The organism is Vibrio sp. 1751, assembly GCF_033339895.1.
Taxonomy (GTDB): domain Bacteria; phylum Pseudomonadota; class Gammaproteobacteria; order Enterobacterales; family Vibrionaceae; genus Vibrio; species Vibrio alginolyticus.
Map to the genome: position 1 here is coordinate 1 of NZ_JAWOVM010000061.1, position 26600 is coordinate 26600.

The window sequence follows — 26600 nt, forward strand, 5'->3', positions numbered from 1 at the left end:
ACTCAGAAGTGAAACGAAATAGCGCCGATGGTAGTGTGGGGCTTCCCCATGTGAGAGTAGGACATCGCCAGGCTTTAAACATCGCTTTCAAGTTCTCTTTAATTGAGATAACTGAAGGCAAAACTAAAAATTAGCATCAATAGTATAAGACTAAGTTTTAGTGACAATTTGTGGAGAGATGGCTGAGTGGTTGAAAGCACCGGTCTTGAAAACCGGCATACGTTAATAGCGTATCTAGGGTTCAAATCCCTATCTCTCCGCCACTTTTAAAAAAACCGCTGTTCTTACAGCGGTTTTTTTGTATCTGCTGTTTTTTAACCGCTGTTATCGAAACTTCTAATTGGTTTTTCTCTAGCTCTTTCTCCAAGTTTTTGCGTACCTACATTGGGTTTAGTTTACGCAGTAATACCTTCAATCGAAGACATTTCCATACGTCTCATTTGGGCTTCAAATAGAGCTTTCTTAAGTCTCAACGTGGGATGCTTAAACGCATTTTGATAGAGTTCCAGTCTAAATACTGCGGATGCACTTGGAGAAAAAATGAAGCTACTTTACTGGTTAGATGAATGGCAAGCTCTTACTCAACAAGAACAAGAGATGGCTTTACCTATCTCTGGCTACGATTTACTTGATGATGTGTTTGTGAAGTATGAACTCGTCGATCTTAACAAGCCATTGTTGTTTACATTTTCTCCTTCCGGTACTGATGTGCAGGTACAAGATTTAACTCCGGATTTTTCTCCTTGGGGCTACGAGCTCGGAATACAACAACAAGTAAACATTATTGCCTTTCAACATTTAGGACAAAGTAATTGGTTCCGTAGTCGGAATTTGATTTTCTTTCTGGAGCAGCTATCTGAGTTGCTTCATCCCTTCAAATGTCGTTTGGGTTATGGGCAAAGTCGAGGTGGCTTTGCAATTGGCGCGTTCGCTAACTTGCTGAAACTAGAACATCTTTTGTTGTTTTATCCTGTTAGCACTAAAAATAAAGCGTTAGTGCCTTGGGATGATCGGCCGAGTACTGAGCTTGCTCAGCAGTTTGCTTGGGAAAGCGGCTACCATGATCGAGATTTGGGCAATGCCAAAGGTTATATTATTTATGACCCATCCAATCGCATTGATCGTCTTCATGCTGAACGTTATCCAGAGCTTACCCATTTAAAAGTCGTCGGTATGGGACACGGCACTCAATCCACACAATTAGATAAATTAGAATTTTTTAATCTGGTGGCGCAGGAGTTTGTTCGCCATCAAACCTTAGATATTGACCAATTTAATAAGCAAATTCACGCTTTGTTTTAAAAGAGGACTGATATCAGAGTCCCCTGTAACCAGGGGGAGATGATCACACACTAAAAACTAGATTTTTAACACAATTGCTAGGCGCAATTTAGATGGAGGATTAATGAAGTTACTGTACTGGTTGGATGAATGGCTGGCTCTTTCTCGTGAAGAACAGCAAACCAGGCTACCGATGTCCGGGGAGGACTTACTTGATGATGTATTTGTTAAGTATGAGTTTGTCGACCGCAATAAACCGTTGTTGTTCACCTTTTCCCCTGCTGGTACGAATCTACAAGTACAGGACTTACACTCAGACTTTGCGCCTTGGGGTTATCGCTTAGCCCAGAAACAAAAAGTAAATATTATTTCATTTCAGCATCTTGGGAAAAGTAACTGGTTTCGTAGCCGTAATTTGATTTTCTTTCTAGAGCAACTGTCGACTTTACTTGAGCCCTTTGAATGTCGTTTAGGCTATGGACTTAGCCGCGGTGGTTTTGCTATTGGTGCCTTTTCTAATCTATTAAAGTTGGATCAAGTATTGATGTTTCACCCGGTCAGCACAAAAAACAAAGTTTTGGTGCCATGGGATGATAGGCCAAGTACTGAACTTGCCCAACAATTTGATTGGGAAGGAAAGTATCACGACCTCGACCTTGGCGATGCAAAAGGCTATATCATTTATGATCCAACTAATGAAATCGACCGCCTTCACGCCAAACGCTACCCAGAGCTCACTCACTTAAGAGTCTTCGGGATGGGACATGGTACCCACGCGACGTATTTGAATAAATTCGGTTTTTATAAGCAAGTGGCCGTAGACTTTATACGTTATCAGAAGATAGATATAGCGCAGTTTCGTCATCAGACCAAAACGCTGCGCTTAAAAGAAGATTACTATCAGTGCCTTAACAAGGCGAATGCGAGCTCACAGCATCGTTTAAACTTACTGAGCACCGCTCATAATGTACTAATTGAAGAAAAGAAAGAACATGTGAAGGAGCATCAAGCGCAAATCGATATTCAGCCACTTGTTGATATTGCACTTAAGCATGAGTATGACAACCCGCAAGATGCGGTACAGCTTTTGGAAGTCGCTCAGCAGTTGGTTCCGAATGATCCCGTTGTGGAGCACAAGTTGCAGCAACTGTCGTAACGTTGAGATGTAATGCGGACGATATTGGTCGAAATCGGTCAGTGGCTTTTGTCGCTGGCCTTTTTAATAGCTTATGGATTGATATTTCGATGAAATCTAATGAAGCAGTACAAAATAAAAAGCCCAAGCAAATGCTTAGGCTCCATAAATGTTAATGCGAGTTTTAAAACTCTTTTGGCGCAAAGCCTGTCATCACATCAAGGCGAAGTTCTTTACCAACTTTTGTTAATGGGTGAACGATTACTAAGCCGCGTACGCGTTTTTTTAGTTTGCCTATGTCCGCTTGTTCTGCTTTGGTGATTTCACGAGAGAAAGGCATATCAAGTAAGCTTTTACGTTCTTTGTTCAGCTCATAGTTTTGCTTGTGCTTTAACTGGTTAAGCTTTTTGGTCAGCTGTTCTACTTCATCCGTGAACTTTGTAATCATTTCGTGATCACCACGAGAACGTGCCGCATCAAGTTTACGTTGGCATGTATCTAAACGGTTGTGCAGCTTTTGAATATCAGTTTTTATGCTCATGGTAATTTGGCTCAAATTTTAAATAGTCGAGGAGTATAGCATAGCTGAGATCACACGCTCTACTATACTTCTCGATTGTCTGGCTTTAGTTAATCAGTTCATTGCCCGATACGTTACCAGAGAAAAAGGCTTCGACGTTATCAAGCGTCACAGAGGCAATATTATTAAGTGCTTCGTGAGTCAAGAATGCTTGGTGGCCAGTAAACAGCACGTTATGACAAGCCGATAAACGGCGGAAAACATCATCTACAATGACATCGTTAGATTTATCTTGGAAGAATAAGTCTTTTTCATTGTCATACACGTCTAGGCCAAGCGCACCAATCTTACCTTGTTTCAACGCTTCTATCGCCGCTAGTGAATCTAGCAACTCGCCTCGACTGGTGTTAATGATCATTACACCATCTTTCATTTGCGCGAAGGCTTTTTCGTTCAATAAGTGATAGTTTTCTTCACTCATTGGACAATGGAGAGAGATAACATCCGCATTAGCGTAGATTTCTTCAAGCGAACAGTAACGGGCTCCCATTTCTAGCGCTAATGGGTTTTCGTAGGGGTCGTAGCAAAGCAGCTCCATGCCAAGCCCTTTGAAGATACGCATCGTCGCGATACCAATCTTACCCGTACCAATAACACCAACAGTTTTTCCGTAAAAGTTAAAGCCAACAAGACCCTCTAGCGAGAAGTTGGCGTCACGTGTGCGTTGGTAGGCCTTGTGAAGACGGCGGTTTAGGCACATCATTAAACCAACCGTGTGCTCTGCCACTGCTTCTGGTGAGTAAGCAGGAACTCGAACCACTTGTAAACCTAGTTCTTTGGCTGCTTGTTGATCAACTTTATCAAATCCCGCGCAGCGCATAGCAATAAGTTTGGTCCCGCCCAGAGAAAGCTGTTTAAGGACAGGAGCTGAAAGATCATCATTAACGAACGCACATACAACATCACTGCCGTGCGCCATCTTGGCTGTTTTTTCGGTTAGTCGGAAGTCGTGATAGTGAAATTCAAAATCGCGGTTATTTTTAATTTTATTAAAAGAGGCTTCGTCGTAGGATTTTGCACTAAAAAAAGCAATGTTAATCATGGTTCCCTCTCAAAAAGTACGGACTTTATAAATAAATATGCTTATAAAGTAATGCAACTTAGCCGCAATGAATAGAGAAATCTTCTTTTTGACTTTGTTGTATCAAATAACGATAAGAAGAACGCCTTTCAGCGAGTGCTATCTTACGGTTCCGCATTAGATACTGTTTGCTTTACGAGCATTAACTGACTAGCATTATCGCTCTTTTCTTGTTCACTTTATTAGCTTAGGCGTTACGACAATGTCAGTAAAATGGTTCTCTATGTTCTTGTGTTGTGTGTTTGCTTCGGGCACTCACGCAGCTGTTGACCTCGTTAAAGTCGACAAGTCTAAGCGTCGAATGTATTTGATGGAACAAGGAGCAGTGCTAAAAGAATACCGAATTGCTTTAGGAGCGAACCCGCAAGGACATAAACAAGAAGAGGGAGACAATCGCACGCCGGAGGGCGAGTACACTCTAGATTATGTTATAGAGGACTCTGCTTTTTATCGTTCTGTGCATATCAGTTACCCTGATGCGATTGATACGTTGGAAGCGAGGCGCCGAGGTGTCTCCCCTGGAGGGAACATCAAAATTCATGGCTTAAAAAACGGTGAGAGTCAGTTGCCGATTTACATCCAAAGTTTTGATTGGACTAATGGGTGTATTGCGATTACCAACGAGGAAATGGACGAATTTATCCAGCTCGTCGAGATGGGGACACCAATTCAGATTGAGTGGTAATAAAAGGTCCCCTTTAATGTTCTGGCTCTTATAGGCTATGGCATAAAGCGCTGTGGATGATCACTAAAAATACCGTCTAATTGAGGTAGGTATTTCAGTTTATTTGGATTGTTTACCGTATAGCACATCACTTTGTAACCGGCTTGTTGGAGTTTGTTTATCTGGCGAGTACGAACCCAGTTAATGTTTAGGTTGCAGCTATAGGCACTAACTTCTTCCAAAAGGCGTTTATCTTTTCTCGTAAAGAATTCACTTAACACACCCAATCGGTAGCCACTGCAGTATTTGTGCATCGCTCTAATGACGTCATGACTAAAGCTCGATAGGAGTACATTCTCTTGCGGCATTGGACTTTTTGTTAACGCATTGGCGAGAGTCTGCGCCACTTCTTCCGCTGGATGGTTGTCTACTTTAACTTCGATATTCAAGTTAAGCTTATTCTCAGTAGCTAAAGTGAGCAGTTCATCTAGTGTCAAGATCTTCTCGCCTGAAAAGTCTGTGCTAAACCAACTACCGAAATCTAATGCTTTTAACTCTTCCAGGGTGAGCTCATCAACACGGCCTTGTCCATTGCTGCATCGATTGACGGTATGATCATGGCAAACCACTAAAACATTATCTTTGGTAGGCTGTATATCCACTTCCACCCACCTCAACCCCAGGTCAATGGCTGCCTGAATGCTTATTTTTGTATTCTCAGGGTATGAACCTGCCACGCCACGGTGACCAATTAATAACGTTTCCATTCGCTTTATCTTTTGCTTTGCGGTTGCCAGATTGTACTCGTTTTTTCTATGAAGATATATCTAGGTGCATATTGTTAGGAACCTTTAGTAAAAGTGAACATTAAACTCTAATGGTACGTTGCTGCTTCTTGGACTGAGTCCTGTGGACTTAAAGCCTTAGAGTGTGTAGTTGTTTAATTGGTAAATGAGTAATAAAATGCGAACCATTTTTATTTGAATGGTGAGTGGTAATGTCACGAGTTTTGATAGTCGATGATGACGTTCCTTTGTGTGAGCTGTTAGAAGCGGTTTTGCAAGAGGAGGGCTACATCGTCTCTTCTGTGCATTGCGGTGAAAGTGCGCTGCAATATATGGAAAAAACGCCTGTAGATCTTGTATTGCTTGATGTCATGTTACCAAACCTTAACGGCATGCAAGTTGCTCGTAGGATCTGTCAGCGCTTCGCGACACCTATTCTAATGCTTACCGCTCTCAACGATGAAAACTCGATGCTTGATGGTTACCAAGCGGGGGCCGATCAGTATATCGGAAAGCCTTTTAATGTCGCTGAGCTTCTAATGCGCATCAAAGCGATTCTTCGTCGTGTTGGCTTGGAACGTCAACGTCAGACGATGTGTAGTACCGTTCAAACGATCAGTGACCAGCTTAATAGCTTACCCCTCACAAGTACGGAAGCTGAACTATTGAGCTACTTGGTAAAAAACCAAGGAGTCGTGATTTCAAAAGCAGAGCTTCAAACCGAAGTGTTAAAGAAAGAGCTGAGTCCTTTTGATCGCAACCTTGATATGCACATCAGTAACATACGTCGCAAGTTAGTTGAAGCGGGGCTTTCCAAGCAACATATCAAAACCTTCCGTGGCAAAGGTTACAGTTATTTAGAGGCTGTAAACTGTTAATGAAGCTCCGGTGTCCACCTTTTATTGCAAAACGTAAAGACAGCTTAGCGTTCAAGTTATTTAGTTGCATGACCGCAATTGTCATTAGCATTTTGGTCGTGCAATCCTTAGCGGAACAAGCTCTGGTGAAAGCCATGTTGAAAGTGCCCGATAGTGTGCGAGAAGAAATGCTAGACCTTGCACATCAAGCTAACGTATTGATTGAGCACGGAGACATGGACGAACTTGCTGACTGGGCAAATGCGCAAAACTTTTATTTATTTGTGTTGAATGAACATCAGCAACCAGTTACGCACCGTCTGATGCATCCGCACTTCGAGTTCAAACTTCAATTTAAGAGAAGCATCGATGATCAACTTGAGGGGAAAGTGAATCGCCCCATCATCAATATTCCTTTAGTTCATGGCAATACTTTAGTGATTCAGTTGCCACATCGACTGCACCCTGCAAATGACTTCATTCTGTATTTCTCTATTCTCAAAGTCGTGATTGCAGTGGTTATTTTGGCGCTCTTTTCGCTGCTAATGGCACGTAACTTACAGCAACCATTGGATCGATTGAGAGAAGCAAGCAAAAAGCTATCTAATGGCGATTTTAATGTTAGTGTCGTGAAAGAGCTGAAGTCGAGCACGCGTGAGTTTAACGAGTTAGCGCAAGATTTCGATCACATGACGCAACAGATTCATTCTCTCGCTGAAAAGCAGCGACTGCTTATAAGAGATGTCTCTCACGAATTGAGAACGCCGTTAGCGAGGCAGAACTTGGTTCTGCATCTTTTGCGAAAGCGTGTTGGAGAAAGTGAGCAAAGCCTAGTGACAAGGCTAGAAGATGAAGCAAAAGAGCTGAACCATTTGATCAGCGATATATTGGAGTTCAGTCGCTTGGAAAATGCGCGCTTCGACAAAGCCACGAAACGCTGTGATTTAGAAGTTTTGCTCTCCCCGCAAGTAGAGCGTTGCAAAATAGATTTGAAGTCAGAACAGACGTTGTCTTTCCGCTCAGAAGCTGTATGTGCTAAAGCTTTTTGTGAAGAAACGCTCGTCATTCGTTGTTTGAACAATCTTATTGGTAATGCCATTAAATATTCAGGACAAGCAGCTCAGATAGAAGTTTCTCTGGAAAATTATGTCAAAGAAGGGCAGCAGTTCACCACCATGTCAGTATCTGATGATGGGCCTGGTATTCCAGAGAACAAGCTGGTCGATATTTTTGATCCGTTTACACGCTTAGATGCTTCTAGAGATAAAAAGCTTGGTGGCTACGGTTTAGGTCTTGCGATTGTCAAAGAATCCATGCGTATTATGGGTGGAGCAGTTACGGCGAAAAACCGTGAGCAAGGTGGTCTGAGGGTTACTTTAGTGTTCAAGCAATAAGTATGATTAAGTCGTAATTTTTGTGACTAAAGTCACATTATAATGGCGCATCATCAGAGAGTACTTTACAAAAGTTTGCAAATGCAAAGAATGTAAATTTAATGCAAATGGTAATACTTATCACTTATATTCACCCGCGAAATAATTAAGAGGGAATCGCATTCAACAAGTATGTGACCCGAAAAATAATAATCGGAGTGAAAGGATATGTTTACTAAGAGCCATTTGGCGTTAGTGATCGGTGCAGTGTTAGCAACACCTGCAGTGGCGGAAGTTCAAACAGACGAACATGTAGTTGTAGAAGGTCGAGAGTTCGGCTACAAGGCAGATACAAACAGTACAGCAATGCGCATGGAAATGACGCAGCTGGAAACGCCGGGACAAGTAGCGGTTATCGATGAAACGGTAATTGATGAGCAGCGTGCAAGTACACTTGGTGAAGTGCTACGTAACGATGCAAGTGTTAGCGCGGGTGGTACAAGCCGTAACCGCGAACGTTTCTCTCTACGTGGTTTTGAACTTAGCAGTTCAGACGGTTTTCTTCGTGATGGTCGTCAACACTGGTCACACTACCGTCAGCCAATTGAGCTTTTAGAGCGTGTTGAAGTGCTTAAAGGTCCATCAGGTCTGCTATACGGTAAATCTGAGCCGGGTGGTTTGGTAAACATGGTTTCGAAAAAACCAACAACTCAAACACAAGCAAGTTTGAGTCAAGATCTAGGTTCGAATGATCACTCACGCACTGTGCTTGATGTGAGTGGCGCGCTAAATGATGCAGAGACACTGCGTGCGCGCGCAATTTTTGCCAAAGAAAGCTACGGCTCTTGGCGCAGATACGGCGATGGTACAGAGCCAGAAACGGATCGTACGGTAGCGGGCCTAGTGGTTGAGTACGACATCACCGACAACTTTATGGTGTCAGCGCATTACGATCGCACGAAAGACGATGGTAGCGTAGACTCTGGCGCATACATTGTTGATGGCAAAGCGGTTCGCGGTGATAAGTACATTTGGGATGCGCAGTGGTCTGAAATTGATAACGAAGTAGAAAACTACGGTGTCGATATTAATGCGCAAGTCACGGATAACGTGAACGTAAAAGCAGGTTACAACCGCCAAGACTTTAAGCGTTTTGATGTAGAGTCTTACCCTAAGTTTGATCAGTATGAAGAGTTAAATACGATTAAGCATCGAGGCAACGATCGCTCCGATAATTGGGTATTTGATACTGCATATATAGATGTGACGACGGACTTTACTTTGTTCGGTACGGAAAACACGTTGTTAGTGGGCGCTAACTACTTGGATTACAGTTATGATCGCTTTATGGCATTTCATAATGAGGCGAGTATTGCGCCAGGAGAAACGGTGCCTAAGCCTAGCTATAGTAGTTCGAGGAAATCACCAACAGCTGAGTACGATACTTGGGGTATCTACGCGCAAAATATGATGACGATTAATGATTACTGGCAAGTGCTTGCAGGTGTTCGTTATGACGAAAAGCGCGATGATGAACTGACCGAAAACCAAGTTTCTCCAAAGTTAGGTGTGATATTCCACCCATCGACGAATGGCTCGGTTTACGTTCAGTATTCTGAAAGCTTCATGCCTCAAGGTGAAGTCAGCAACGGTAGTCGTACCTACATCAATGAAGGTGAGAAACTCGACGCTGAGCGTGGTATCTCTTATGAAATCGGTACGAAGTGGGAACTGTTTGATCAGCGTTTATTTGTATCTGGTGCTGTGTTTGATATCACGTTAGAGAACATCTCGCTGGATGTTGAAAGCGGCAAAGACGCGGGCGGCAATCTCCTACACAAGAAAACGCAAGGTGGTGAGCAAGTTCATAAAGGCGCTGAGTTAATGGCTCAAGGTTTTGTGACCCCAGAGTTGTCGCTAACCGCTTCTGCAATGTATTTGGATGCAGAGCTTAAGAAGGCAGAAAGATATGAAGGTAACCGCCCTGTAGACGTGCCAGAGTTCTCGGCAAGTCTATGGTCTAGCTACAAGGTTCAAGACAACACTAACTTAAACCTTGGTTTGATTTATGAAGGTGATCGCTACGGTGATGCAAAGAACACCTTCAAGAAAGATGGCTACGCTCGCGTTGATATGGGCGTGTCATACAAACATAAGTACGATGAAAACTTGGATATCATTGCTCGATTCAATGTCGAGAATTTATTCGATACCGACTACTTCGCAGGTGGTGGTAGCACGAATGGCGAGCAAAAAGGTGCGAGTGGGGTTGTGGTTGGAGAAAGCCGCAACTACATGGCAACAATCCAGTTCAAGTACTGATAACAATTTGATTATTAAAGGGGAAGGGTAGTCTTCCCCTTTGGTCGTTTTTGGAACACAGAAATATAACTCGTATGAATCTAATGAAATCAAGTATCGCTCTGTTGATATCATCGGTTTTGATTCCCGCTCACGCGGCGAACTTAAACGATGCACAAGCTGTGCAGAGTAAAACAAACCAGTCGTCGGCGGTAAGCCAAAAACGTATTGATGCAAGCGCAGAAAAATCACTTACTCTAGAAGCTGAAATTGAGCAGCTGCAAGAAGAAGTCGGTAACTTGAAGATTTATCGCGATCATCTTGCAAGCCTTGTTGAGAGCCAAAATCAAGAAGTTGATAGCTTGAACGAGCAAATTGAACAGATTGCTCAAACTCGTCAAGGTGTCGTGCCTTTAATGTATCACATGCTTGAGGGCTTAAAAGTGCTCGTCGCTAACGACAAGCCTATACGCAAAGCGCAACGTGAGGAGCGAATTGCAAAGCTGGATTCCATGATGACGCGTGCAGACGTTGCGGATGCAGAGAAGTTTCGTCGTATTTTAGAAGCGTACCAAATTGAAATGGATTACGGCACCAAGCTTGGCGTTTACCAAGGCAAGATTAACCTGGGTGACAATGAAGCTGTGGAGGCGGACATTCTCTATTTAGGGCGTTTGTCTTTGGTAGCGCGTAGCTTATCTGGTGACACATTTTGGAGCTGGTCACAGCAACAACAAGCATGGCAACAAGTGGGTTCTGAGCAAAAATCAGAGCTAGACAAAGCGTTCGCTATGGCGAATAAACAGATCGCGCCGAGCATGTTAACTCTACCAGTGTCGTTAACCGCTGCGGAGGGCAAATAAATGATGAAAAAATGGTTATCGGTTGCATTAATCTCGACAGCCGCATTAATGCCTTATACAACTTTTGCTAGTGATGCGTTGTTACAAAAGGCGCAGCAAGAAAATCGTCAACAGCAATCGCACAATGTCGCGCGTGAATCAGGTTTTAAGCAAACAGAGCAAGACCTACAGGCTATAAAGAATAAATTGGTGGCAGAGCGTGCTGCTCTTCAAGCAGAGGCGGACTCATTAAGTGTTACCTTCGGTGAAAATGAAGCAGAACTGGCACAGCTAGAAGAAAAGTTGCGTCTAGAAACCGGGAGCCTAGGTGAGTTATTTGGCGTCGTTCGCCAGAACGCAAAAGAGCTAGAGTCTGAGCTAAAAAGCTCAGTAACCGGTGTAGATGCAAACTCATATCAGAAAGATATCGATGCTATTGTTGCGGCTAAATCACTGCCAACGTTGACCCAACTTCAGGCGATGTGGCGCAGCATGGAAGAACAAATCAAAGCAAGCGGTGAAATGGCAAACGTCTCTTTCACACTGCTAAATGGCGAGGGTCGTGAACAAACGGTTAGTGGTGTTCGTCTTGGTTCTATGGCGCTGCTGGATGACACTGGCTACGTTAAGTGGAATGGTCAACGCGGAGATGCGGTAAACTATCTTCGTCAGCCTGAAAGCGGTCCAACAGCGAATACTATTTCCTCTGGTGACATTGATGCGCTTGTCATAGATCCGTCACGTGGCATTCTTCTTGAGCAGCTCGCAAACTCACCGACTTTGGCTGATCGCCTAAATGCGGGTGGCGTTGTCGGCAAAATCATCCTTGGTTTATTGGCTATCGGCCTATTGATTGCGCTCGTACGTGGTGCATCTCTGATGATTTCGCGCCAGAAAATCATGAAGCAACTGAAAACCCCAGCGCAGCCAGGAAACAACCCTTTGGGTCGCGTGCTTGCGGTATACCAGAAAGACAAGCATCGCAGCGTAGAAGCGTTAGAACTACGTCTTTTGGAAGCCGTTGTTGATGAGCAAACCCACCTAGAAAAAGGGTTGTCGATGCTTAAGCTTCTTGCTGCTCTAGCTCCTATGCTTGGCCTACTAGGCACGGTAACGGGTATGATCGAAACCTTCCAAGTCATCACTCAATTTGGTAATGGTGATCCGAAAGTAATGGCGGGTGGCATTTCGATGGCACTTGTGACTACCGTACTTGGCCTTGTTTCAGCCATGCCTTTGCTATTAGCGCACAACGTATTGAGCTCTCAAGCAGAAAATATTCGCAGTATCTTAGAAAAACAAGGCATCGGTTTAGTTGCAGAACAAGCTGAGCGTGATATGCCGAATAACAAAAGTCACTCTAACACCTTAGCGGAGAACGCAGCGTAATGGAGCAGATCCTACTCAGCACATTGGGTTTGATCAGTGAGGATTGGGCCACAACCTTGATGAGCTTTATGCAGCAAGGTGGTCAAATCCTATGGTGGCTGGCCGCCGTCGTGGCGGTGTGCTGGCTGTTGGTTATGGAGCGAGTTATTTATCTCACAACGGTTTTCCCTGGGGTAAAAAAACAGCTTTGTGAGCAGTGGCACGCAAGATCAGAGCACCACTCTTGGTACGCGCATCAAATCCGTGAAGGATGGATTGCAAAAGCGCAAATCGAACTGCGCCAAAACCTATCGACTATTAAGCTACTTGTGGCGGTTTGCCCAATGCTAGGGTTGTTAGGGACGGTGACAGGCATGATTACGGTGTTTGACGTAATGGCATCGCAAGGCAGCAGCAATCCGAAATTGATGGCTTCTGGTATCTCACTTGCTACGCTGCCAACCATGGCAGGTATGGTAGCAGCGCTTGCGGGCATGTTTATTCATGCTCGCCTTAGCAAAGTGTGTGAACGAAAAGCTATCCAGTTAGAACAATCTTTAAGGAGTCAAAAGTGAGACTCGGACGCAGACCTAACCAACAAGATGAAGCTCAAGTCGATTTAACCTCGATGCTTGATATCGTCTTCATCATGTTGATCTTCTTCATTGTGACCAGTTCGTTTGTACGTGAATCCGGTGTAGAAGTGAATCGCCCCCAGGCTTCTAATGTAGTAAGTCAAAAAGACGCGGGCATTTTTATCGCAGTAACGGCAGCGAATGATGTGTACATTGACAAACGAGTGGTTGATATTGAGCGTGTTGAGGCCTCTATTGAGCACCTGTTACTTGATCAACCTGATGCCTCGTTAGTTATCCAAGCTGACGAGCATGCTTACAATGGCACTGTCGTGAAAGTGATGGACGCTGCAAAGGCGGCGGGTGTGAAGAACATTGCATTGGCGGCGGAGAAACCTTAATGGGCAGGCTGTTACTTGCACTACCAGCATCACTGTTAATTTCTGTGAGCTTGTTTAGCTTTATGGCGTGGATGGTTGATAAAGGCAACCAGCGTGCACCAGAAGCTTCAGAAGCCGTTCGTTTTGATATGGTGATGGTAGAGAATGAAGCAGACGTGCAGCGTCGTCAACGTTCAGTGCCGGAGCAACCAGAACCACCTCAAGCGCCGGAGCCAATGGATCTGTCTCAAGCTGACACTCAAATGGAACCAATGAGTCAGATGACGCCAGTCAGTGCTTTAGGTTTAAACACAGCCCTTGAAGGCATCGCGATTAGCGCCCCAAACTTGAAGGGAACAATGGGCAACCAGCAAGCACTGCCGTTGTATCGTGTTGATCCTCGTTATCCAAGTAAGGCGCTGAAACGTAGAGTGGAAGGTTATGTCATTATGCGTTTCACGATCGATGCAACTGGACGACCAAAAGATATTGAAGTGATCGAGGCTGAGCCCGAGCGCATGTTTGAAAGGGAAGCAATCCGTGCGCTTAAAAAATGGAAGTATCAGCCAAAAGTTGAGGATGGTGTGTCAATTGAGCAGTTCGGACAAACCGCTAAAGTGGAGTTCAAGTTAGCCAAATGATGAAAAAATTCTTAATCGGTACGGTATTAAGCCTGAGTGCACTCTCAACCATTGCCAGTGAGTTAAGCCAATACACCGCAGCGAGAGTTCAACGAGCACACAACTTGGCTCAAGAGGAGAAACTAAAAGAAGCGATTTCATCTCTTGAAGCTATGGAGCTTTCTCGTGGATATGACCAAGCTTATGTCGCTCGAATGTTGGGTATTTTTTACTGGCAGAACGAGCAAACTCAAGCGGCGATTAAGCAACTTGAGTTGGCAGTCAATAGTGGTTTGCTACAAGATGAGCAAGCATGGCAAACCCGAAAAATGTTGGCTGATATACTGCTGAACGAGCAACGTTTTTCTAAGGCTTTACCTCATTACTATGCCTTGAGCAAAAACATTCCTAAAGGTCAAAAAGCGCATGAACTATGGCTGCGTATTTCCCAATCTCATTATCAACTGAGTCAGTGGCAAAAAGTGCTTTCAGCAATGGCTCGTTATGAGAAGTTTGGTCAGCCAGACAAGCTTGGCGCATTGTCGATAAAGCTTTCTGCTGAGCTAGAACTGAAAAAGTGGAAGCCGGCAATCTCGACCATCAAACGCTTAATAGTGATTGAACCTGAGCGAATTGAATGGTGGCGTCAGCTTGTTGCTCTATATCTACGGGTTGATGACAACAAACGTGCCCTAGACTCTTTGGCGTTGGCAAAACTGAAAGGGTTACAACTTAGCCAAGATGACTTAAAGCTGCTGGCACAATTGTACGCGAAACGAGGTATTCCTGAGAGAGCTGCATTGGTGATGAACGAGCTAGAGGATGTAAACTCGAATAGTAAGCTAAAAGCTCAGCAAGCAACGTATTGGCAAATGGCAAAAGAGTGGGAAGAGTCTATTGATAGCTGGCGTATTGCAGCTCAGCTAGATAGGCAGTATTACTGGAACTATTCTCAACTGCTGGTGCAAGAAGGCCATTATAAAGATGCCATTGCCGCGCTCGATAAGGTCAGAGGTCGTAAAGCGGATGTTGCACTTATCAAAACTCGCGCTTACTACAAACTTAAGCGGTTTGACGATGCGCTCGCTAATGCCAAAAGAGCGAATGAGATTAAGCCATCGAATCAGGCAAAGAGTTGGGTTAAGTATCTATCACAGCTACGCAAAGTAGAATCGACGCAGAACTCATAGCGAACATTTTTATTAAATACCCGAGCTCAGTCTCGGGTATTTTTTTGTTTAAAGTAAACAATGTAAATTAAATGCCAATACGAATGATTATCACCTAAATTATGCCCCACATTTATTGGTGATGATTGTTTCTATGTTGCTTAAAAGCAAAGGTGTTCAAACTTGGGCTCGCCGCCTACATATCTATATTTCGATGGCTCTTCTCTTAGTTACGCTGTTTTTTGCAGTAACTGGTATTACCCTCAATCGCCCCGAATTGTTTGAACGCAGTGAACCTATCATTCAACAACATACTCTGACGGTTCCGCACTCAGTTCTATTCTCACATTCAGATACCTTTCAACCTAATCGTGAAGGGCTGGTGGCTTTCTTGACTAAAGAAACCGAGCTTCGCGGCACTCCCTCCGCACTAGATGTGTATACCGAAGTTGAGCAAGGTGAGTTGTTACTCGGAGAGCTTTCTATGGATTTTAAAGGCCCAGGTTATAACGCTACGGTCTTTATTGATATGACTACTGGTGCGGCTGATGTTGAAACGACGCACTACGGTATTGTTGCGCTGCTGAACGATCTACATAAAGGACGCAACAGTGGTGGGATTTGGAAGTGGTTTATCGACGTCACTGCGCTTTTGATGGTGTTTTTTGTTCTTACAGGCGTGTGCTTATTACTGCCTAAGAAGAAGACGCTCAGAACGTCAATGCAATGGATGAGCTTTGGTACGTTACTGTCGCTCGTAATTTATTTTGTTGCTGTTCCATAACAGCTTTTTTAGAGAACACTTATGTTGAACACAGGAAGATTTTTCCGCCGTAATCACTTTTGTAAAGCCGCTTTGATCGCGGCTTTTGCTCCTTTCTCTCTTTCCGCGGCGCCTATACCAGATAACGCGAAGGTCGACTTCGAACTCGAACTTCCAAAGATAGATACCTCAATGTATGCACGCCCTTATGTGGCGGTTTGGGTTGAAAACGATCAGCGTAAACCGGTTAAAACCATTCAGTTATGGATAGGGAAAGACGAATGGTTAAAAGATCTACGCAGCTGGTGGAGAAAAGCGGGTCGTTATGATCGTGAACTTGTTGATGCGGTGACTTCTGCAACACGTCCTGCTGGTCAATACCGCTTTGTCTGGGATGGAACCAATGACGCAGGGGAGCGTTTGGAACAAGGAAATTACACGTTGTACGTCGAAGTCGTTCGTGAACATGGTGGGCGAAACTACTTACGTCAAAAAATAACGCTAGCGGACAGTGACGTGCGCTATGAGCTTAAACCAACACAAGAGACGGGTGTCATCACCGTCAATTATCAAGTTAAGTGATTAAAGGACACAACAATGAAAACCAAAATGAAAGCAGTGGCATTGGCGAGTGTAATGGCAATGGGATTGGCTGTAACCACCACCGCGCAAGCACATCCACGTTGGGTTCTGCCCTCTCACTTTACGGTTTCTAAAGAAGGCGGTGACTGGCTGACATTTGATGTTACTGCCTCTCACGGAACGTTTGTTTTTGATAAGCCTGCGGGTAGTGATCAGGCATTTGTGGTGATGCCGGATGGCCGCTCTGAGCGTCCTAACTTTGTTGTTCGTGGCAAGCGTCGCTCTATGTTTGATTTCTTTTTTACAGAAGAAGGCACGCACAAAGTTGCGATTAATAATCAGCCGAGCTACTACACACAATACAAAGCGGGCCGTCGTGATACGATGAAATGGGCGCGAGCAAGCAAAGCTGAGCGTGGTGATGTGCTTCCCGAGCAAGCGCGTGATGTGGTTACTCAACTAAGTTACACCCGAGCAGAAAGCTACATTACGGTTGGTATGCCAACGGACAAAGCGTTGGAGATTGAAGGCAAAATGCTGGAGATGAAACCGATCACGCATCCATCGGACATCATTGAAGGTGAGCCTGTGACGTTCCAGTTTTTCTTTAACGGAGAGCCACAAGAGGGCGTTACTGCTGAGATTACACGTGAAGGTACTATGTACCGAAACCATCAAGAACAAATCGATGTGGTGAGCGATAAAGATGGCAAAGTGATCTTCACGCCAGAAGTCGCCGGGCGCTACTTAATGAAAGCGAACTACAAAGGTGAATTGAAAGATAATCCATTGGCGGATAAAGCGAGTGCCAATGTTCACCTTACGTTTGAAACTCAACTTAACTAATCGAATTAGGCTCAGCAATTGCTGGGCCATTTTGGAATTATCATGAATAACACTTCTCTTCTAAAAGCGGTTTTGCTTTTTTCTGGATTTGCGTCCTTTCACGCTGCTGCACATTTTCCTCTGATGAGCTGTCACTTGGCGCAAGATAAAGTGATTTGTGAAGCGGGCTACTCGGATGGATCGACAGCGGTCGACTACGATGTCGAAATGTACGATTACGACGACAATCTGATCGCCAAAGAAAAAACAGATAAGCGTTCCATCGCAGAATTTACTCACCCTGAAACAGATTTCTATTTGGTATTTGATGCCGGACATGAAAGCCCGGTGGAAGTGGATATCGTTGAGCTGAAAGAGAAATGAGTGTACAGAAAGTTCGCCCTGATGATGGTAACCGAGAAGGAAAGTGGGTCGCACTGACAATCGCAGCAATTCTCAGTTCAGCAGCCATACTTATGCCCTACCATCAGGTCGCGACTGAAAAGCCAGACATGCAGTCTCATCAAGTGTTAATCACGGATTTACATCAAAATGAGTTGGGGTTGATCGCTGAGCTTAAGCTCGCTCATGAAGAGATTCGTGATTTGCAGTTAGATACCGGAACTTGGCCTGAGATCTCTGATATGGAGGTGCTTTGGATTGCTCCGTTCGTGAAAGACCAAAACTGGAAGCGTAAAGGTTCTCATCAGTGGCAACGAATTGATGACGGTGTCTACATTGGCGTGAAGACCAGTGCCCAAGGCTCTGCTTCCATGCTGTTGGATAGCCGCAGTTCTCAAGCTGATATTTGGTTTAATGATTCTAGCCGTTCGTTAAATGTGGAGGGACTAAGCGATCTAGCTAAACGCCACGATTTCGGGTGGAAACAAATCATTCTGTCAGACTCTTCTTCCCACTCTCACGCCCATTAAGACAACATAATTGATAAGTACTATGATCAAACGCTCTCTTTTACGTCGTATTCTTACAGCCACCGCGTTATTGACGGTGTCTTCTACTGGCTTTGCTGCCGATAAACTCAGTATTGGTATTACGCTTCAACCTTATTACAGCTATGTTAAAGCCGTTGTTGGTGAGAAGGCGGACATCGTTCCTTTGGTTGATGCTGGTTTTAATCCTCACAACTATTTGCCACAACCTAATGATCTTAAGCGCTTAAATGAAATGGACGTAATAGTGATCAATGGTATTGGTCATGACGATTTTGCACTGAAAGTGATCAAGGCTTCTCAGCGTGATGATCTCGTGGTTATAGAAGCGAACAAAGAAGTGCCTTTATTGCCCGCTATGGGGCAGTCTGTTGGTCAAGGAGCAGTGAACCCTCACACCTTTGTCGGTCTATCAACAACCATTCAAAAGGTTTACACCATCGCGAGTGAGCTAAGCCAATTGGACCCAGACAATGCTACGTTCTATCGCCAAAATGCTCGTAAATACGCGAAAACATTTCGCCTGATGAAGCGTGATGCAATGTTGTCTCTTGGTGAGTTGGACACGGCTGGTATGAAGGTGGCGACAACCCACAATGCTTACGGATATATCCTTCAGGAGTTTGGTGTTGACGTTGCCGCTGTCATTGAGCCTGCTCATGGTGTAGAACCAAGTGCAAGTCAGCTACAGGAAACGATAGAGAAAATTCGTGAATCGGGCATTGATGTTCTGTTTTATGAGCTCAATATGCCGAATCGCTTTGTTGATACCATCGAAGAGGCGACCGGGGTGCAGCTTTATCGCTTTTCTCACATGACTCACGGTGAGTATGAGGCTGATAAAGTCGAGGTTGAGATGCGAGATAATGTGGAAACACTAATCGAAGCCATGAAATTTGTGGCGAGTAAGCGAGCAGGGGAAAAGGCGTGATGACTGGACCTTCCGTTTCCTTAAGTAACGTGGGCCTAAAATACGCCGACAATATCATTTTGCAGAACATCAGCGCCGAATTCGAGAACGCGAAATGTCACGTGATTATGGGACCGAACGGCGGTGGTAAAACCTCTTTGCTTCGTTCGGTACTTGGACTCACGCCATTTTCGGGAAACATAGCGCTCAATTGGCCAGAACCATCAGCTGCATCGGGGAAGATAGGGTATGTGCCACAAAAAGCGATGTTTGAAGCAAGCCTCCCGTTAACCGTGATGGATTTTGTACTGCTTAACCAAACTCGTATCCCTCTATTTTGGCGACGTAAAACGAAACAAACTCAACATGCCCTGGCCCAGCTGGATCGCGTGGGTATGGCAACGCGTAGCGACCGTCGTATGGGGCAACTCTCTGGCGGTGAGCAACAGCGTGTTTTGTTTGCGCAAGCTTTACTGGATGAGCCCAATTTATTGGTTTTAGACGAACCTACAACTGGCATGGATGAGCAAGGTGTTCGATATCTTGAAGGTTTGATTCATGAAGTTGTTGGAGAAGGCAAAACGGTGGTGGCAGTACATCATGACGTGACCGCCGTGCGCCGTTTAGATGCGCAGGTCCATGTCGTAAATCGTCAAATTGTGGCGTCAGGTCACCATTCAGATGTGCTAAGCCCTGATCGTATAGAAACATTATTCAAGCACTACACAGCAAAAGAGGAGGCTGCATAATGGATTGGTTGCGAGAGTTAGCGGTTAGCGGCGTTGAAGCTGGATGGTTAAGCGATAGCTTTTCTTATGCCTTCATGGTAAACGCAATTGTGGCAGCGCTGATATTAGGACCATTACTTGGTGGTCTTGGTACATTAGTCATCGCCAAGCGACTGGCTTTTTTCTCTGAAGCGGTTGGGCATGCTGCGCTTACCGGAATCGCGATTGGTGTGTTGCTCGGTGAGCCGCCAGAGAATCCGATCATCGGATTGTTTAGCTTTTGTATGATTTTTGCGCTGTTGCTTCACTTTGTTCGTAATCGTACGAATGTACCTTACGACACACTGGTTGGGGTTTTTCTTGCATTAGCGTTAGCGGTTGGTGCTGCGCTGTTAATGTACGTTGCTCGTAAGATCAACATTCACATGTTGGAGAACGTGTTGTTTGGCTCGATCTTGACTGTGACGGACAACGATATCCTTATTTTAGCGATCAGTTGTTTGATCATATTACTGCTTCTTATTCCAACGTTTAACCGCATTTTGCTAACTTGTATCAGCCCGGATATTGCACGTGTACGCGGCTTTAATACCAGCTTTTATGATTACTTATTTGTCATGATGATCACCTTGGTCACCATCGCCGCGGTAAAGATTATTGGCGCGGTATTGGTTGGTGCATTGCTACTGATTCCTGGTGCAACGGCTAGGTTATTGACTAAACGCATGGGCAGTTTTGTTCTCCTTTCTTCTTTATTGGCAACCATTGCGTGTTTAATAGGAACCATACTGCCGATGGAGCTTGAGCTACCAGTGCCATCAGGCGCATCCATCATCATTGTTTCTGCGGCATTTTTCCTAACAGCAACGGTTTACCGAATTATCCAAAAAGCGTAACCCTTTTTATAAAGTAATGAACATGAAGATAAAAAAATTAGCGATAACTTTTGGTTTGGTTATAGCGACAACACTTCCATCGTTGGCAAGCGCCAAAGACATTTTAACCAGCACTCCCGTCACGTACATGTTGTCTGAGCAACTCATGAAAGGTACAGGGATAGAGACTCAGTATCTGCCTCCAAAGCGTTACGGCGTTGAGCGTCTTGAGAACTGGTTCGCAAATAAAGGTACAGAGCAAGTTAAGCAAGCGGGTCAAGCCGCGACGGTTGCTATTACTCTTGGTGCGATTTGGAAACAAGACCCGACTTATGTTTACGCTCGACAGGGCAACATTCACTTGATTGAAATCGATGCATCGCAGGCCATTTCTCCTAGAGCTCAAGGAGTTGCAGTACTGACATTGGAAAACGGGTCAACATCGAAGTACGCATGGCTGAACCCTACAAACTTAATCCGAATGGCGGGTATTGTTGGAGAGGATCTACAACGTGTATATCCTGAACACCAAAAGACGATTCAAACGAATCAACAGGCTCTTATGCTCAATGTGCGTGAACTGATCAACCAACAACAGGCAGAGATCTTCGATAAAGGCATCGATTCAGTGGTACTGATGAGTGAGTCACTAGAGGACTTTGCCTCTGGCAACCAATTGTTTGTGGTTGGGCGCGAATTTAAGCCGGAACTCGAGTGGACAGAAGAAGACAAATTATCTTTAAAAGCTCAGTTTGAACAAGATAAAACGCTATGGTTGGTGACGGATAAACGACCGTCGAAAACCTTGACATCGCTTATTAAACCGAGCCGCATACTGCAAATTGATGTTATTGACCGCTGGGGCAGTAAGGGTATCAAAACTGAGAAGCCACTCGCACGTTGGGAGATGTGACACGTAAAAAGCCACAGATTTTATGATGGGGAATGAAAAGTTCCCTATTTTTTTGTGATCCATTTCAAAATGTGAGCATTAATACCACTGGTTGCATAAGAAAGTGTTTGTTTCATTTCTATTTCATTACTACTTTGTTATGTGTTCGTTGCGATTGATTCGGATTTAATCTGTTTCTAAGCGAACCGGTACAAACAACTATACGGATGTTAACAATGAAAATGAAAACTCTAGCCGTTGCAGTGGCGGCACTAGCATGTGGTTCACAGGCCTTCGCAGCAGAAGTTTACAACAGCGATGGTACATCTTTATCGATCGGCGGTCACGTTTCAGTTGGCGTGGGTGAGTATTTCGAAGAAGATGTAAAAGTTCACCAAGTGTCTCCGCGTATTAACGTTGCGGGTAAGAAAGACATTGGCAACGGTATTACTATCGACGCTAAAGGTGAATGGGCGCTTAACTACCTAAATGGTGGTGAACAGTCATTCAAAACTCGTCTAGGTTACATCGGTGCTACTCATGAGCAGTTTGGCCGTTTAGTAGCAGGTACTCAATGGTCACCTTACTACGATGTCGCTGGCGTTGCGGATCTACCAATCGCGTTTGCGAACGACTTTTTGTACGACAACCACGGCAACCTAGGCTCAGCTCGTGCTGATAAAATGCTTAGCTACCGTAAAGGTTTTGAATTTGGTGAAGGTTTTGCTTTCAACCTAGGTCTAGGTTGGCAAGGTGAGCAAACTTCAGATGCAACAACATACGAGCAACGTGGTCAAGTTGCATTGAGCGGTTCTGTAGCTGGCTTTGGTCTAGGCTACGTATACAGCGGTGGTGATGTTAAAAACGCGACTCTAGGTACTAAGAACGCTGAATCACACCTATTCTCTGTAAACTACGGTCAGTACGGTTCAGGTCTATACGCAGCAGTAGTATACGGTATGAACGAGTACTTTTACCAAATGCGTAAAGACACTTCTCAACTTGAAGCTCTTTTGGCATACGGCGTAAACGATTGGACATTCAGCGTTAACTACGAAGGCGTAGAAGACGAAGAAGACAATAAGACAGTTTCAAGCGAAACTGCGCTACAAGCAGAGTACGCTGTAACTCCTGCTTTCGTAACGTTTGCAGCTTACCAGTTTGATCTAGGTAACGACTACAACAATGAAGAGAACGACTACTGGACTCTAGGTGCTCGTTACTACTTCTAATAAATAGGCCAGTTTCTACTGCCTAAACACATTTATTGTGTTAACGCCTACTCGTTGTGAGTAGGCGTTTTTCTTTCTGCTATCCTTTGGCTATAAGAGACGCTAGTCATTCTGTGCTTAGGTAACCCCACTCTTTGTTTAGAGAGTGCGTCTATAAAAATGCCCGCAAGTTGCGGGCATTTTTTGTTGTTAGAGATACAGTTCTATTAATACGCTTATTTTTTATCGAGTAAATCGAGGAAGAAGGCATACTCTAGCGCATCTTCTTTTAAGCGCTTAAATCGACCAGATGCGCCGCCGTGTCCGGCTTCCATATCGGTTTTGAACAACAAGACGTTATCGTCTGTCTTCATTTCACGAAGTTTGGCGACCCACTTCATTGGTTCAAAGTACTGTACTTGAGAGTCGTGCAAGCCAGTCGTTACCAACATGTTCGGGTAGTTTTGCGCCTTGATGTTGTCGTAAGGCGAGTAACTCAACATATAGTCATAGTATGTTTTGTTATTTGGGTTACCCCATTCATCATACTCATTGGTGGTCAATGGAATTGATTCATCGAGCATAGTGGTTACCACGTCCACAAACGGAACATGTGCACCGATACCGCGGTACAGTTCTGGTGCTTGGTTGATGATAGCCCCCATTAAGAGACCTCCTGCAGAGCCACCAACAGCGAAGACTTTATCTTTCGCGCCGTAGCCTTGTTCAACCAAACCTTTAGTCACATCAATAAAGTCGTTGAATGTGTTTTGCTTGGTTAGTTTTTTACCGTCTTCATACCAAGGGCGGCCAAGCATTTCAGATCCACGAATATGAGCAATGGCGTAAACAAAGCCGCGATCCAATAGACTCAAACGTGTCGAGCGGAAAGTTGGCTCAATGGTTGCGCCATAAGACCCATAACCATATTGGTAGAGTGGATTCGTACCATCTTTCTTAAATAAGTCTTTACGATACACCAAAGAAACGGGTACTTCTTTACCGTCACGGGCTGTGATCATAATGCGTTCTGATTGGTAATTGTCAGGATTAAAATCACCAAGTACAGGTGTTTGCTTCATGATTTCTGACTCGCCCGTTTTTAGATCGAAATCGTAGTAGGTTCCTGGAGTGGTTAAACTGCTGTAATAAATACGAACTTTCTCGTTATCCAGCTCTAGGTTACCTGTCAAATAGGCAGCAAACGCATCGTCATTAAATGTGAGGGGGAGTTCTTTTCCTGTTGAAAGCTGACGTACAGTGACGCTTGCTAGGCCGTTAGAGCGCTGTTCATAGACGATGTGATCATCGAATAACTCGAAGTCGACAAGTTGAGTGTTGTCGTCTGCGGCAATCACATCTTGCCATTTAGAGCGGTCATGCATGTCATTTTGATGAACTTTCATCAAACGGAAGTTGACGGCTTGATAGTTAGTATAAATGTAGTACCAATCGCCTAGCTTAGAAATACTGTATTCAATGCCATCTTCACGAGGATAGAACGGTTTCGCCTTTGCTTTAGGGTTGTTCGCATCAATGATAGAGACCCCACTGGTTTCTGTACTCGAATGCCAGATATAAATATCTTCGCCATCTTTGCTTTTGCTTAGTGAGGTGTAATAGGCGCTGTCGGTTTCCTCAAAAATAAGCTCATCGCTGCTTTGTGGTGTGCCCAATACATGACGATAAACTTGGTAGCCCAATAAGGTCTGTGGATCTTTTTTGATGTAGTAAAAGGCGTTGTTATCGTTCTGCCATGCGACAGCGCTTGAGGCCCCTTCGATTTCATCTTGTAGGTAATTGCCTGTTGTCAGGTCTTTGATCTTAAGGGTGTACACGCGGCGGCTTAATGTGTCTTCGCCATACGCCAATAAGTTTTCATTCGGACTAACGTATAGGCCGCCGATACTGAAAAATTCATGTTCTTTTGCTAGTTCATTGACATCTAAAATGATTTGTTTGTCTTTGCCTGCAAAGTCTTTAGCTCGCAAATGGACTTCGTACTCGTTATCTCCGGTCACTTCACTGGAGTAGAAATAGTTGCCTTTACGAACCGGTACTGAGTTGTCGTCTTTTGCGATGCGCCCTTTAATTTCTTCAAATAGCGTATCTTGAAGTGTTTCAGTGTGCTTTAGAACGGTTTCTGCGTACTGATTTTCTTTCTCTAGGTGCTGTAAAATTTCAGGGTCTTTACGTTCGTCGTCACGCATCCAGTAGTAGTTATCAACGCGGGTATCGCCATGAATAGTCATCGAGTGAGGGACTTTTTTCGCAACCGGAGCTTGAGTTTGTTGAGCAACGATCTGTGTTTGGGAGTATTGAGTCATGCTGGGGATTCCTTGATTGCTGCATCCGGCGACAAGCGCGACCGAGACGGCCAACGTAGTTAAAGTGAAACGCATCTGATTTTATCCTTATTGTACACCCAAGTGGCCTCATCCTGAGGGCTGGGCTTTCATTTTGTTAGTGGTTTTCAGTTGTCCATTCTTTGTTATGGGGTATGCCGAAAAAGTGAGAATCCTCAATATTTTCGAGTTGGCTACTCAATTTTAAGGGAGCTGAAAACACATTGTGTAAGCAGCTGTTATTTTTAACAAATATCAATTCGAAAGTTAAATCATTCTCATCGGGAAATCGATATAGTGTGATATGAAAAAAGGGACACACTTGTTGAGTGTGTCCCTTTTGGATTTTGAAAGTCAGCTGATAATGATCAGATAACTTGCGGTACTTCGTTTGAGTGATTGTGTGCTCGATTCACCCACATTAACCCAAGCATTGCAATTACCGACATTGCCATCATCAAAATGCCCAAAGGCATCTGGTTATGCGCTGGAAATAGTGACGCGAGCAAAGTTGCTACACCTGCCCCCAAGTTTTGCATGCCACCCAATGTCGCGCCTGCTGTTCCTGCATGGTATGGGAATGGCGCAATCGCTCCAGTTGTTGCTGCTGGGAAGAGAATACCTGCACCCAAAAAGTACACGGTTGCGCCTCCAACCAGCGTTAATGCTGTGGTTAAACCAAACAAGCCTGGGATGAGCACAATAGCAGAGCCCACAAAAATAGAGACCAAGCCTACATTTAGAGCACGACGCTCAGAGCGACGTCTTGCTATATAGCTAGATAAGCCTGCGCCCACCAAGTAACCTGGGATCGGCAATATAAACAGCAAACTTACCGTTGTTGCTGGTAATTCTAATACCCCACCTAACAACACCCCAGCCGCCGCTTCGAATACACCCACACCAGCGAATGTTGCAACCAGGCAAATCAAAAAGCCTTGAAAGCGGCGGTCAGACAAAACGTGTTTGTAGCTTTTGGCTACTGGTTCGAATTTGCGTTTCTCTTTTGGTAGCGTCTCCATCATGCTTGTCATCATGGTGATCACAACCGCGATAGCAAATAGCGCTAAGAACAAGTAGCTTGACCGCCATCCGAAAGCTTCTGTTAGGTAGCCGCCTAATACTGGTGCCATTAATGGTGAGAAAATCACACACATGCTAATTAAGCTGTTTGCTCTGTGTAGATCAGAGCCTTCAAAGCAATCGCGAGTCAGAGTGCGTGACATCGCACCGCCGCAACCAATACCTAAGCCTTGGATAAAGCTACCAATCAAGAACCATTCAAATTGATGTGCAAATAATGCTACCAGTGTACCCGCGATGTAGATAAGCAGCCCGACGATGATGATCGGTTTGCGTCCCAAGCGGTCCGATAGTGTGCCATACGCAAATTGCGACAAGCCATATGGGATTAGGTAACAAGCCATCACAGCTTGAAGTGATGACGCAGATACCAAAAACTCGCCCGCCATATGACCGATTGAAGGCACGTACATTGTCTGGGTCAT

At 44.5% G+C, this 26600-nt stretch carries 27 protein-coding genes and 1 tRNA gene; 23 read left to right on the forward strand and 5 right to left on the reverse strand.

Annotated elements, in window-relative coordinates; translation table 11 throughout:
• Positions 1–172: 172 nt before the first annotated feature.
• From R7041_RS16770 to R7041_RS16780, 3 genes are all read left to right on the forward strand, one after another.
• Positions 173–263, forward strand: a tRNA-Ser gene (locus tag R7041_RS16770).
• A 277-nt stretch (positions 264–540) separates the two neighbouring features.
• A complete protein-coding gene (locus R7041_RS16775) occupies positions 541–1302 on the forward strand; it encodes a hypothetical protein (RefSeq protein WP_005374276.1) in 762 nt (253 codons plus the stop codon).
• 103 nt (positions 1303–1405) lie between these two features.
• The gene (locus R7041_RS16780; protein WP_005374275.1) at positions 1406–2437 is read left to right on the forward strand and encodes a hypothetical protein; all 1032 of its coding nucleotides are present in this window, start codon (positions 1406–1408) and stop codon (positions 2435–2437) included.
• Between the two features lie 163 nt (positions 2438–2600).
• On the opposite strand, the gene R7041_RS16785 is transcribed toward R7041_RS16780, so the two are convergent.
• Together R7041_RS16785 and R7041_RS16790 are read right to left on the reverse strand one after the other, a co-directional pair.
• On the reverse strand, positions 2601–2957 hold the full coding sequence (locus R7041_RS16785; protein ID WP_005374274.1) for a YibL family ribosome-associated protein: 357 nt from the start codon (positions 2955–2957) through the stop codon (positions 2601–2603).
• A gap of 85 nt (positions 2958–3042) precedes the next feature.
• On the reverse strand, positions 3043–4038 hold the full coding sequence (locus R7041_RS16790; protein ID WP_053350830.1) for a 2-hydroxyacid dehydrogenase: 996 nt from the start codon (positions 4036–4038) through the stop codon (positions 3043–3045).
• A 241-nt stretch (positions 4039–4279) separates the two neighbouring features.
• Between R7041_RS16790 and R7041_RS16795 the strand changes: the two genes are divergently transcribed.
• Positions 4280–4762, forward strand: a complete 483-nt coding sequence (locus R7041_RS16795; RefSeq protein ID WP_054574480.1) for a L,D-transpeptidase family protein — start codon at positions 4280–4282, stop codon at positions 4760–4762.
• 35 nt (positions 4763–4797) lie between these two features.
• Here the strand turns inward: R7041_RS16795 and R7041_RS16800 are convergent, their stop codons facing one another.
• Entirely contained in the window at positions 4798–5508 is a 711-nt protein-coding gene (locus R7041_RS16800; RefSeq protein WP_017635545.1) for a glycerophosphodiester phosphodiesterase family protein, read from the reverse strand.
• A gap of 230 nt (positions 5509–5738) precedes the next feature.
• Between R7041_RS16800 and R7041_RS16805 the strand changes: the two genes are divergently transcribed.
• The 19 genes from R7041_RS16805 (at position 5739) to R7041_RS16895 (ending at position 22768) form a co-directional block, all read left to right on the forward strand.
• The gene (locus tag R7041_RS16805) at positions 5739–6404 is read left to right on the forward strand and encodes a response regulator transcription factor (protein ID WP_017635544.1); all 666 of its coding nucleotides are present in this window, start codon (positions 5739–5741) and stop codon (positions 6402–6404) included.
• Positions 6404–7777, forward strand: coding sequence for a sensor histidine kinase (locus tag R7041_RS16810; protein ID WP_025768074.1), 1374 nt, complete (start codon positions 6404–6406; stop codon positions 7775–7777). The genes R7041_RS16805 and R7041_RS16810 overlap by 1 nt, the downstream gene beginning before the upstream one ends.
• A 207-nt stretch (positions 7778–7984) precedes the next feature.
• Positions 7985–10078 (forward strand): TonB-dependent siderophore receptor, encoded by a 2094-nt coding sequence (locus R7041_RS16815; RefSeq protein WP_042523425.1) that lies wholly within the window; start codon positions 7985–7987, stop codon positions 10076–10078.
• 74 nt (positions 10079–10152) lie between these two features.
• On the forward strand, positions 10153–10920 hold the full coding sequence (locus R7041_RS16820; protein ID WP_005374260.1) for a DUF3450 domain-containing protein: 768 nt from the start codon (positions 10153–10155) through the stop codon (positions 10918–10920).
• On the forward strand, positions 10921–12288 hold the full coding sequence (locus R7041_RS16825; protein WP_042523423.1) for a MotA/TolQ/ExbB proton channel family protein: 1368 nt from the start codon (positions 10921–10923) through the stop codon (positions 12286–12288).
• The gene (locus R7041_RS16830) at positions 12288–12842 is read left to right on the forward strand and encodes a MotA/TolQ/ExbB proton channel family protein (RefSeq protein WP_017819708.1); all 555 of its coding nucleotides are present in this window, start codon (positions 12288–12290) and stop codon (positions 12840–12842) included. Before R7041_RS16825 ends, R7041_RS16830 begins: the two co-directional genes overlap by 1 nt.
• Entirely contained in the window at positions 12839–13243 is a 405-nt protein-coding gene (locus tag R7041_RS16835) for an ExbD/TolR family protein (RefSeq protein WP_005374257.1), read from the forward strand. Before R7041_RS16830 ends, R7041_RS16835 begins: the two co-directional genes overlap by 4 nt.
• Entirely contained in the window at positions 13243–13863 is a 621-nt protein-coding gene (locus R7041_RS16840) for an energy transducer TonB (RefSeq protein ID WP_005374256.1), read from the forward strand. The genes R7041_RS16835 and R7041_RS16840 overlap by 1 nt, the downstream gene beginning before the upstream one ends.
• On the forward strand, positions 13860–15032 hold the full coding sequence (locus R7041_RS16845; RefSeq protein WP_017635539.1) for a tetratricopeptide repeat protein: 1173 nt from the start codon (positions 13860–13862) through the stop codon (positions 15030–15032). The genes R7041_RS16840 and R7041_RS16845 overlap by 4 nt, the downstream gene beginning before the upstream one ends.
• Before the next feature lie 133 nt (positions 15033–15165).
• On the forward strand, positions 15166–15795 hold the full coding sequence (locus R7041_RS16850; protein ID WP_005374254.1) for a PepSY-associated TM helix domain-containing protein: 630 nt from the start codon (positions 15166–15168) through the stop codon (positions 15793–15795).
• Positions 15796–15816: 21 nt separating this feature from the next.
• Complete coding sequence (locus tag R7041_RS16855; RefSeq protein ID WP_206949485.1) at positions 15817–16356, forward strand: DUF2271 domain-containing protein; 540 nt, start codon at positions 15817–15819, stop codon at positions 16354–16356.
• Positions 16357–16371: 15 nt separating this feature from the next.
• Positions 16372–17202 carry a DUF4198 domain-containing protein gene (locus R7041_RS16860; protein WP_206949483.1) on the forward strand — a complete coding sequence of 277 codons (831 nt, stop codon included), beginning with the start codon at positions 16372–16374 and terminating at the stop codon, positions 17200–17202.
• A gap of 42 nt (positions 17203–17244) precedes the next feature.
• Positions 17245–17565: a hypothetical protein gene (locus R7041_RS16865; protein WP_005374251.1), complete on the forward strand. Its 321-nt coding sequence runs from the start codon at positions 17245–17247 to the stop codon at positions 17563–17565.
• On the forward strand, positions 17562–18113 hold the full coding sequence (locus tag R7041_RS16870; RefSeq protein WP_033906233.1) for a DUF6162 family protein: 552 nt from the start codon (positions 17562–17564) through the stop codon (positions 18111–18113). Before R7041_RS16865 ends, R7041_RS16870 begins: the two co-directional genes overlap by 4 nt.
• 22 nt (positions 18114–18135) lie before the next feature.
• Positions 18136–19062, forward strand: a complete 927-nt coding sequence (locus R7041_RS16875; protein WP_005374249.1) for a metal ABC transporter solute-binding protein, Zn/Mn family — start codon at positions 18136–18138, stop codon at positions 19060–19062.
• Complete coding sequence (locus tag R7041_RS16880; RefSeq protein WP_158173506.1) at positions 19062–19790, forward strand: metal ABC transporter ATP-binding protein; 729 nt, start codon at positions 19062–19064, stop codon at positions 19788–19790. The genes R7041_RS16875 and R7041_RS16880 overlap by 1 nt, the downstream gene beginning before the upstream one ends.
• Positions 19790–20665 carry a metal ABC transporter permease gene (locus R7041_RS16885; protein ID WP_005374244.1) on the forward strand — a complete coding sequence of 292 codons (876 nt, stop codon included), beginning with the start codon at positions 19790–19792 and terminating at the stop codon, positions 20663–20665. The genes R7041_RS16880 and R7041_RS16885 overlap by 1 nt, the downstream gene beginning before the upstream one ends.
• 22 nt (positions 20666–20687) lie before the next feature.
• Positions 20688–21557, forward strand: a complete 870-nt coding sequence (locus tag R7041_RS16890; RefSeq protein WP_025768065.1) for a metal ABC transporter solute-binding protein, Zn/Mn family — start codon at positions 20688–20690, stop codon at positions 21555–21557.
• A 215-nt stretch (positions 21558–21772) separates the two neighbouring features.
• A complete protein-coding gene (locus R7041_RS16895) occupies positions 21773–22768 on the forward strand; it encodes a porin (RefSeq protein WP_017635534.1) in 996 nt (331 codons plus the stop codon).
• Positions 22769–22983: 215 nt separating this feature from the next.
• Here the strand turns inward: R7041_RS16895 and R7041_RS16900 are convergent, their stop codons facing one another.
• Positions 22984–25149, reverse strand: coding sequence for a S9 family peptidase (locus R7041_RS16900; RefSeq protein WP_170890234.1), 2166 nt, complete (start codon positions 25147–25149; stop codon positions 22984–22986).
• A 311-nt stretch (positions 25150–25460) separates the two neighbouring features.
• Positions 25461–26600: multidrug efflux MFS transporter EmrD (gene emrD, locus R7041_RS16905; RefSeq protein ID WP_318128663.1), on the reverse strand; the 1140-nt coding region annotated here is incomplete at its 5' end.

Excerpts from the sequence above, each read along its gene's own strand:
- R7041_RS16830 (WP_017819708.1), top strand. The coding sequence starts at position 12,288 with ATGGAGCAGATCCTACTCAGCACATTGGGTTTGATCAGTGAGGATTGG.
- R7041_RS16885 (WP_005374244.1), top strand. The coding sequence starts at position 19,790 with ATGGATTGGTTGCGAGAGTTAGCGGTTAGCGGCGTTGAAGCTGGATGG.
- R7041_RS16825 (WP_042523423.1), top strand. The coding sequence starts at position 10,921 with ATGATGAAAAAATGGTTATCGGTTGCATTAATCTCGACAGCCGCATTA.
- R7041_RS16800 (WP_017635545.1), bottom strand. The coding sequence starts at position 5,508 with ATGGAAACGTTATTAATTGGTCACCGTGGCGTGGCAGGTTCATACCCT.
- R7041_RS16785 (WP_005374274.1), bottom strand. The coding sequence starts at position 2,957 with ATGAGCATAAAAACTGATATTCAAAAGCTGCACAACCGTTTAGATACA.
- R7041_RS16840 (WP_005374256.1), top strand. The coding sequence starts at position 13,243 with ATGGGCAGGCTGTTACTTGCACTACCAGCATCACTGTTAATTTCTGTG.
- R7041_RS16850 (WP_005374254.1), top strand. The coding sequence starts at position 15,166 with ATGTTGCTTAAAAGCAAAGGTGTTCAAACTTGGGCTCGCCGCCTACAT.
- R7041_RS16795 (WP_054574480.1), top strand. The coding sequence starts at position 4,280 with ATGTCAGTAAAATGGTTCTCTATGTTCTTGTGTTGTGTGTTTGCTTCG.
- R7041_RS16890 (WP_025768065.1), top strand. The coding sequence starts at position 20,688 with ATGAAGATAAAAAAATTAGCGATAACTTTTGGTTTGGTTATAGCGACA.
- R7041_RS16845 (WP_017635539.1), top strand. The coding sequence starts at position 13,860 with ATGATGAAAAAATTCTTAATCGGTACGGTATTAAGCCTGAGTGCACTC.
- R7041_RS16855 (WP_206949485.1), top strand. The coding sequence starts at position 15,817 with ATGTTGAACACAGGAAGATTTTTCCGCCGTAATCACTTTTGTAAAGCC.
- R7041_RS16875 (WP_005374249.1), top strand. The coding sequence starts at position 18,136 with ATGATCAAACGCTCTCTTTTACGTCGTATTCTTACAGCCACCGCGTTA.
- R7041_RS16860 (WP_206949483.1), top strand. The coding sequence starts at position 16,372 with ATGAAAACCAAAATGAAAGCAGTGGCATTGGCGAGTGTAATGGCAATG.
- R7041_RS16815 (WP_042523425.1), top strand. The coding sequence starts at position 7,985 with ATGTTTACTAAGAGCCATTTGGCGTTAGTGATCGGTGCAGTGTTAGCA.
- R7041_RS16805 (WP_017635544.1), top strand. The coding sequence starts at position 5,739 with ATGTCACGAGTTTTGATAGTCGATGATGACGTTCCTTTGTGTGAGCTG.
- R7041_RS16870 (WP_033906233.1), top strand. The coding sequence starts at position 17,562 with ATGAGTGTACAGAAAGTTCGCCCTGATGATGGTAACCGAGAAGGAAAG.
- R7041_RS16775 (WP_005374276.1), top strand. The coding sequence starts at position 541 with ATGAAGCTACTTTACTGGTTAGATGAATGGCAAGCTCTTACTCAACAA.
- R7041_RS16780 (WP_005374275.1), top strand. The coding sequence starts at position 1,406 with ATGAAGTTACTGTACTGGTTGGATGAATGGCTGGCTCTTTCTCGTGAA.
- R7041_RS16880 (WP_158173506.1), top strand. The coding sequence starts at position 19,062 with ATGACTGGACCTTCCGTTTCCTTAAGTAACGTGGGCCTAAAATACGCC.
- R7041_RS16895 (WP_017635534.1), top strand. The coding sequence starts at position 21,773 with ATGAAAATGAAAACTCTAGCCGTTGCAGTGGCGGCACTAGCATGTGGT.
- R7041_RS16820 (WP_005374260.1), top strand. The coding sequence starts at position 10,153 with ATGAATCTAATGAAATCAAGTATCGCTCTGTTGATATCATCGGTTTTG.
- R7041_RS16865 (WP_005374251.1), top strand. The coding sequence starts at position 17,245 with ATGAATAACACTTCTCTTCTAAAAGCGGTTTTGCTTTTTTCTGGATTT.
- R7041_RS16790 (WP_053350830.1), bottom strand. The coding sequence starts at position 4,038 with ATGATTAACATTGCTTTTTTTAGTGCAAAATCCTACGACGAAGCCTCT.
- R7041_RS16900 (WP_170890234.1), bottom strand. The coding sequence starts at position 25,149 with ATGCGTTTCACTTTAACTACGTTGGCCGTCTCGGTCGCGCTTGTCGCC.
- R7041_RS16810 (WP_025768074.1), top strand. The coding sequence starts at position 6,404 with ATGAAGCTCCGGTGTCCACCTTTTATTGCAAAACGTAAAGACAGCTTA.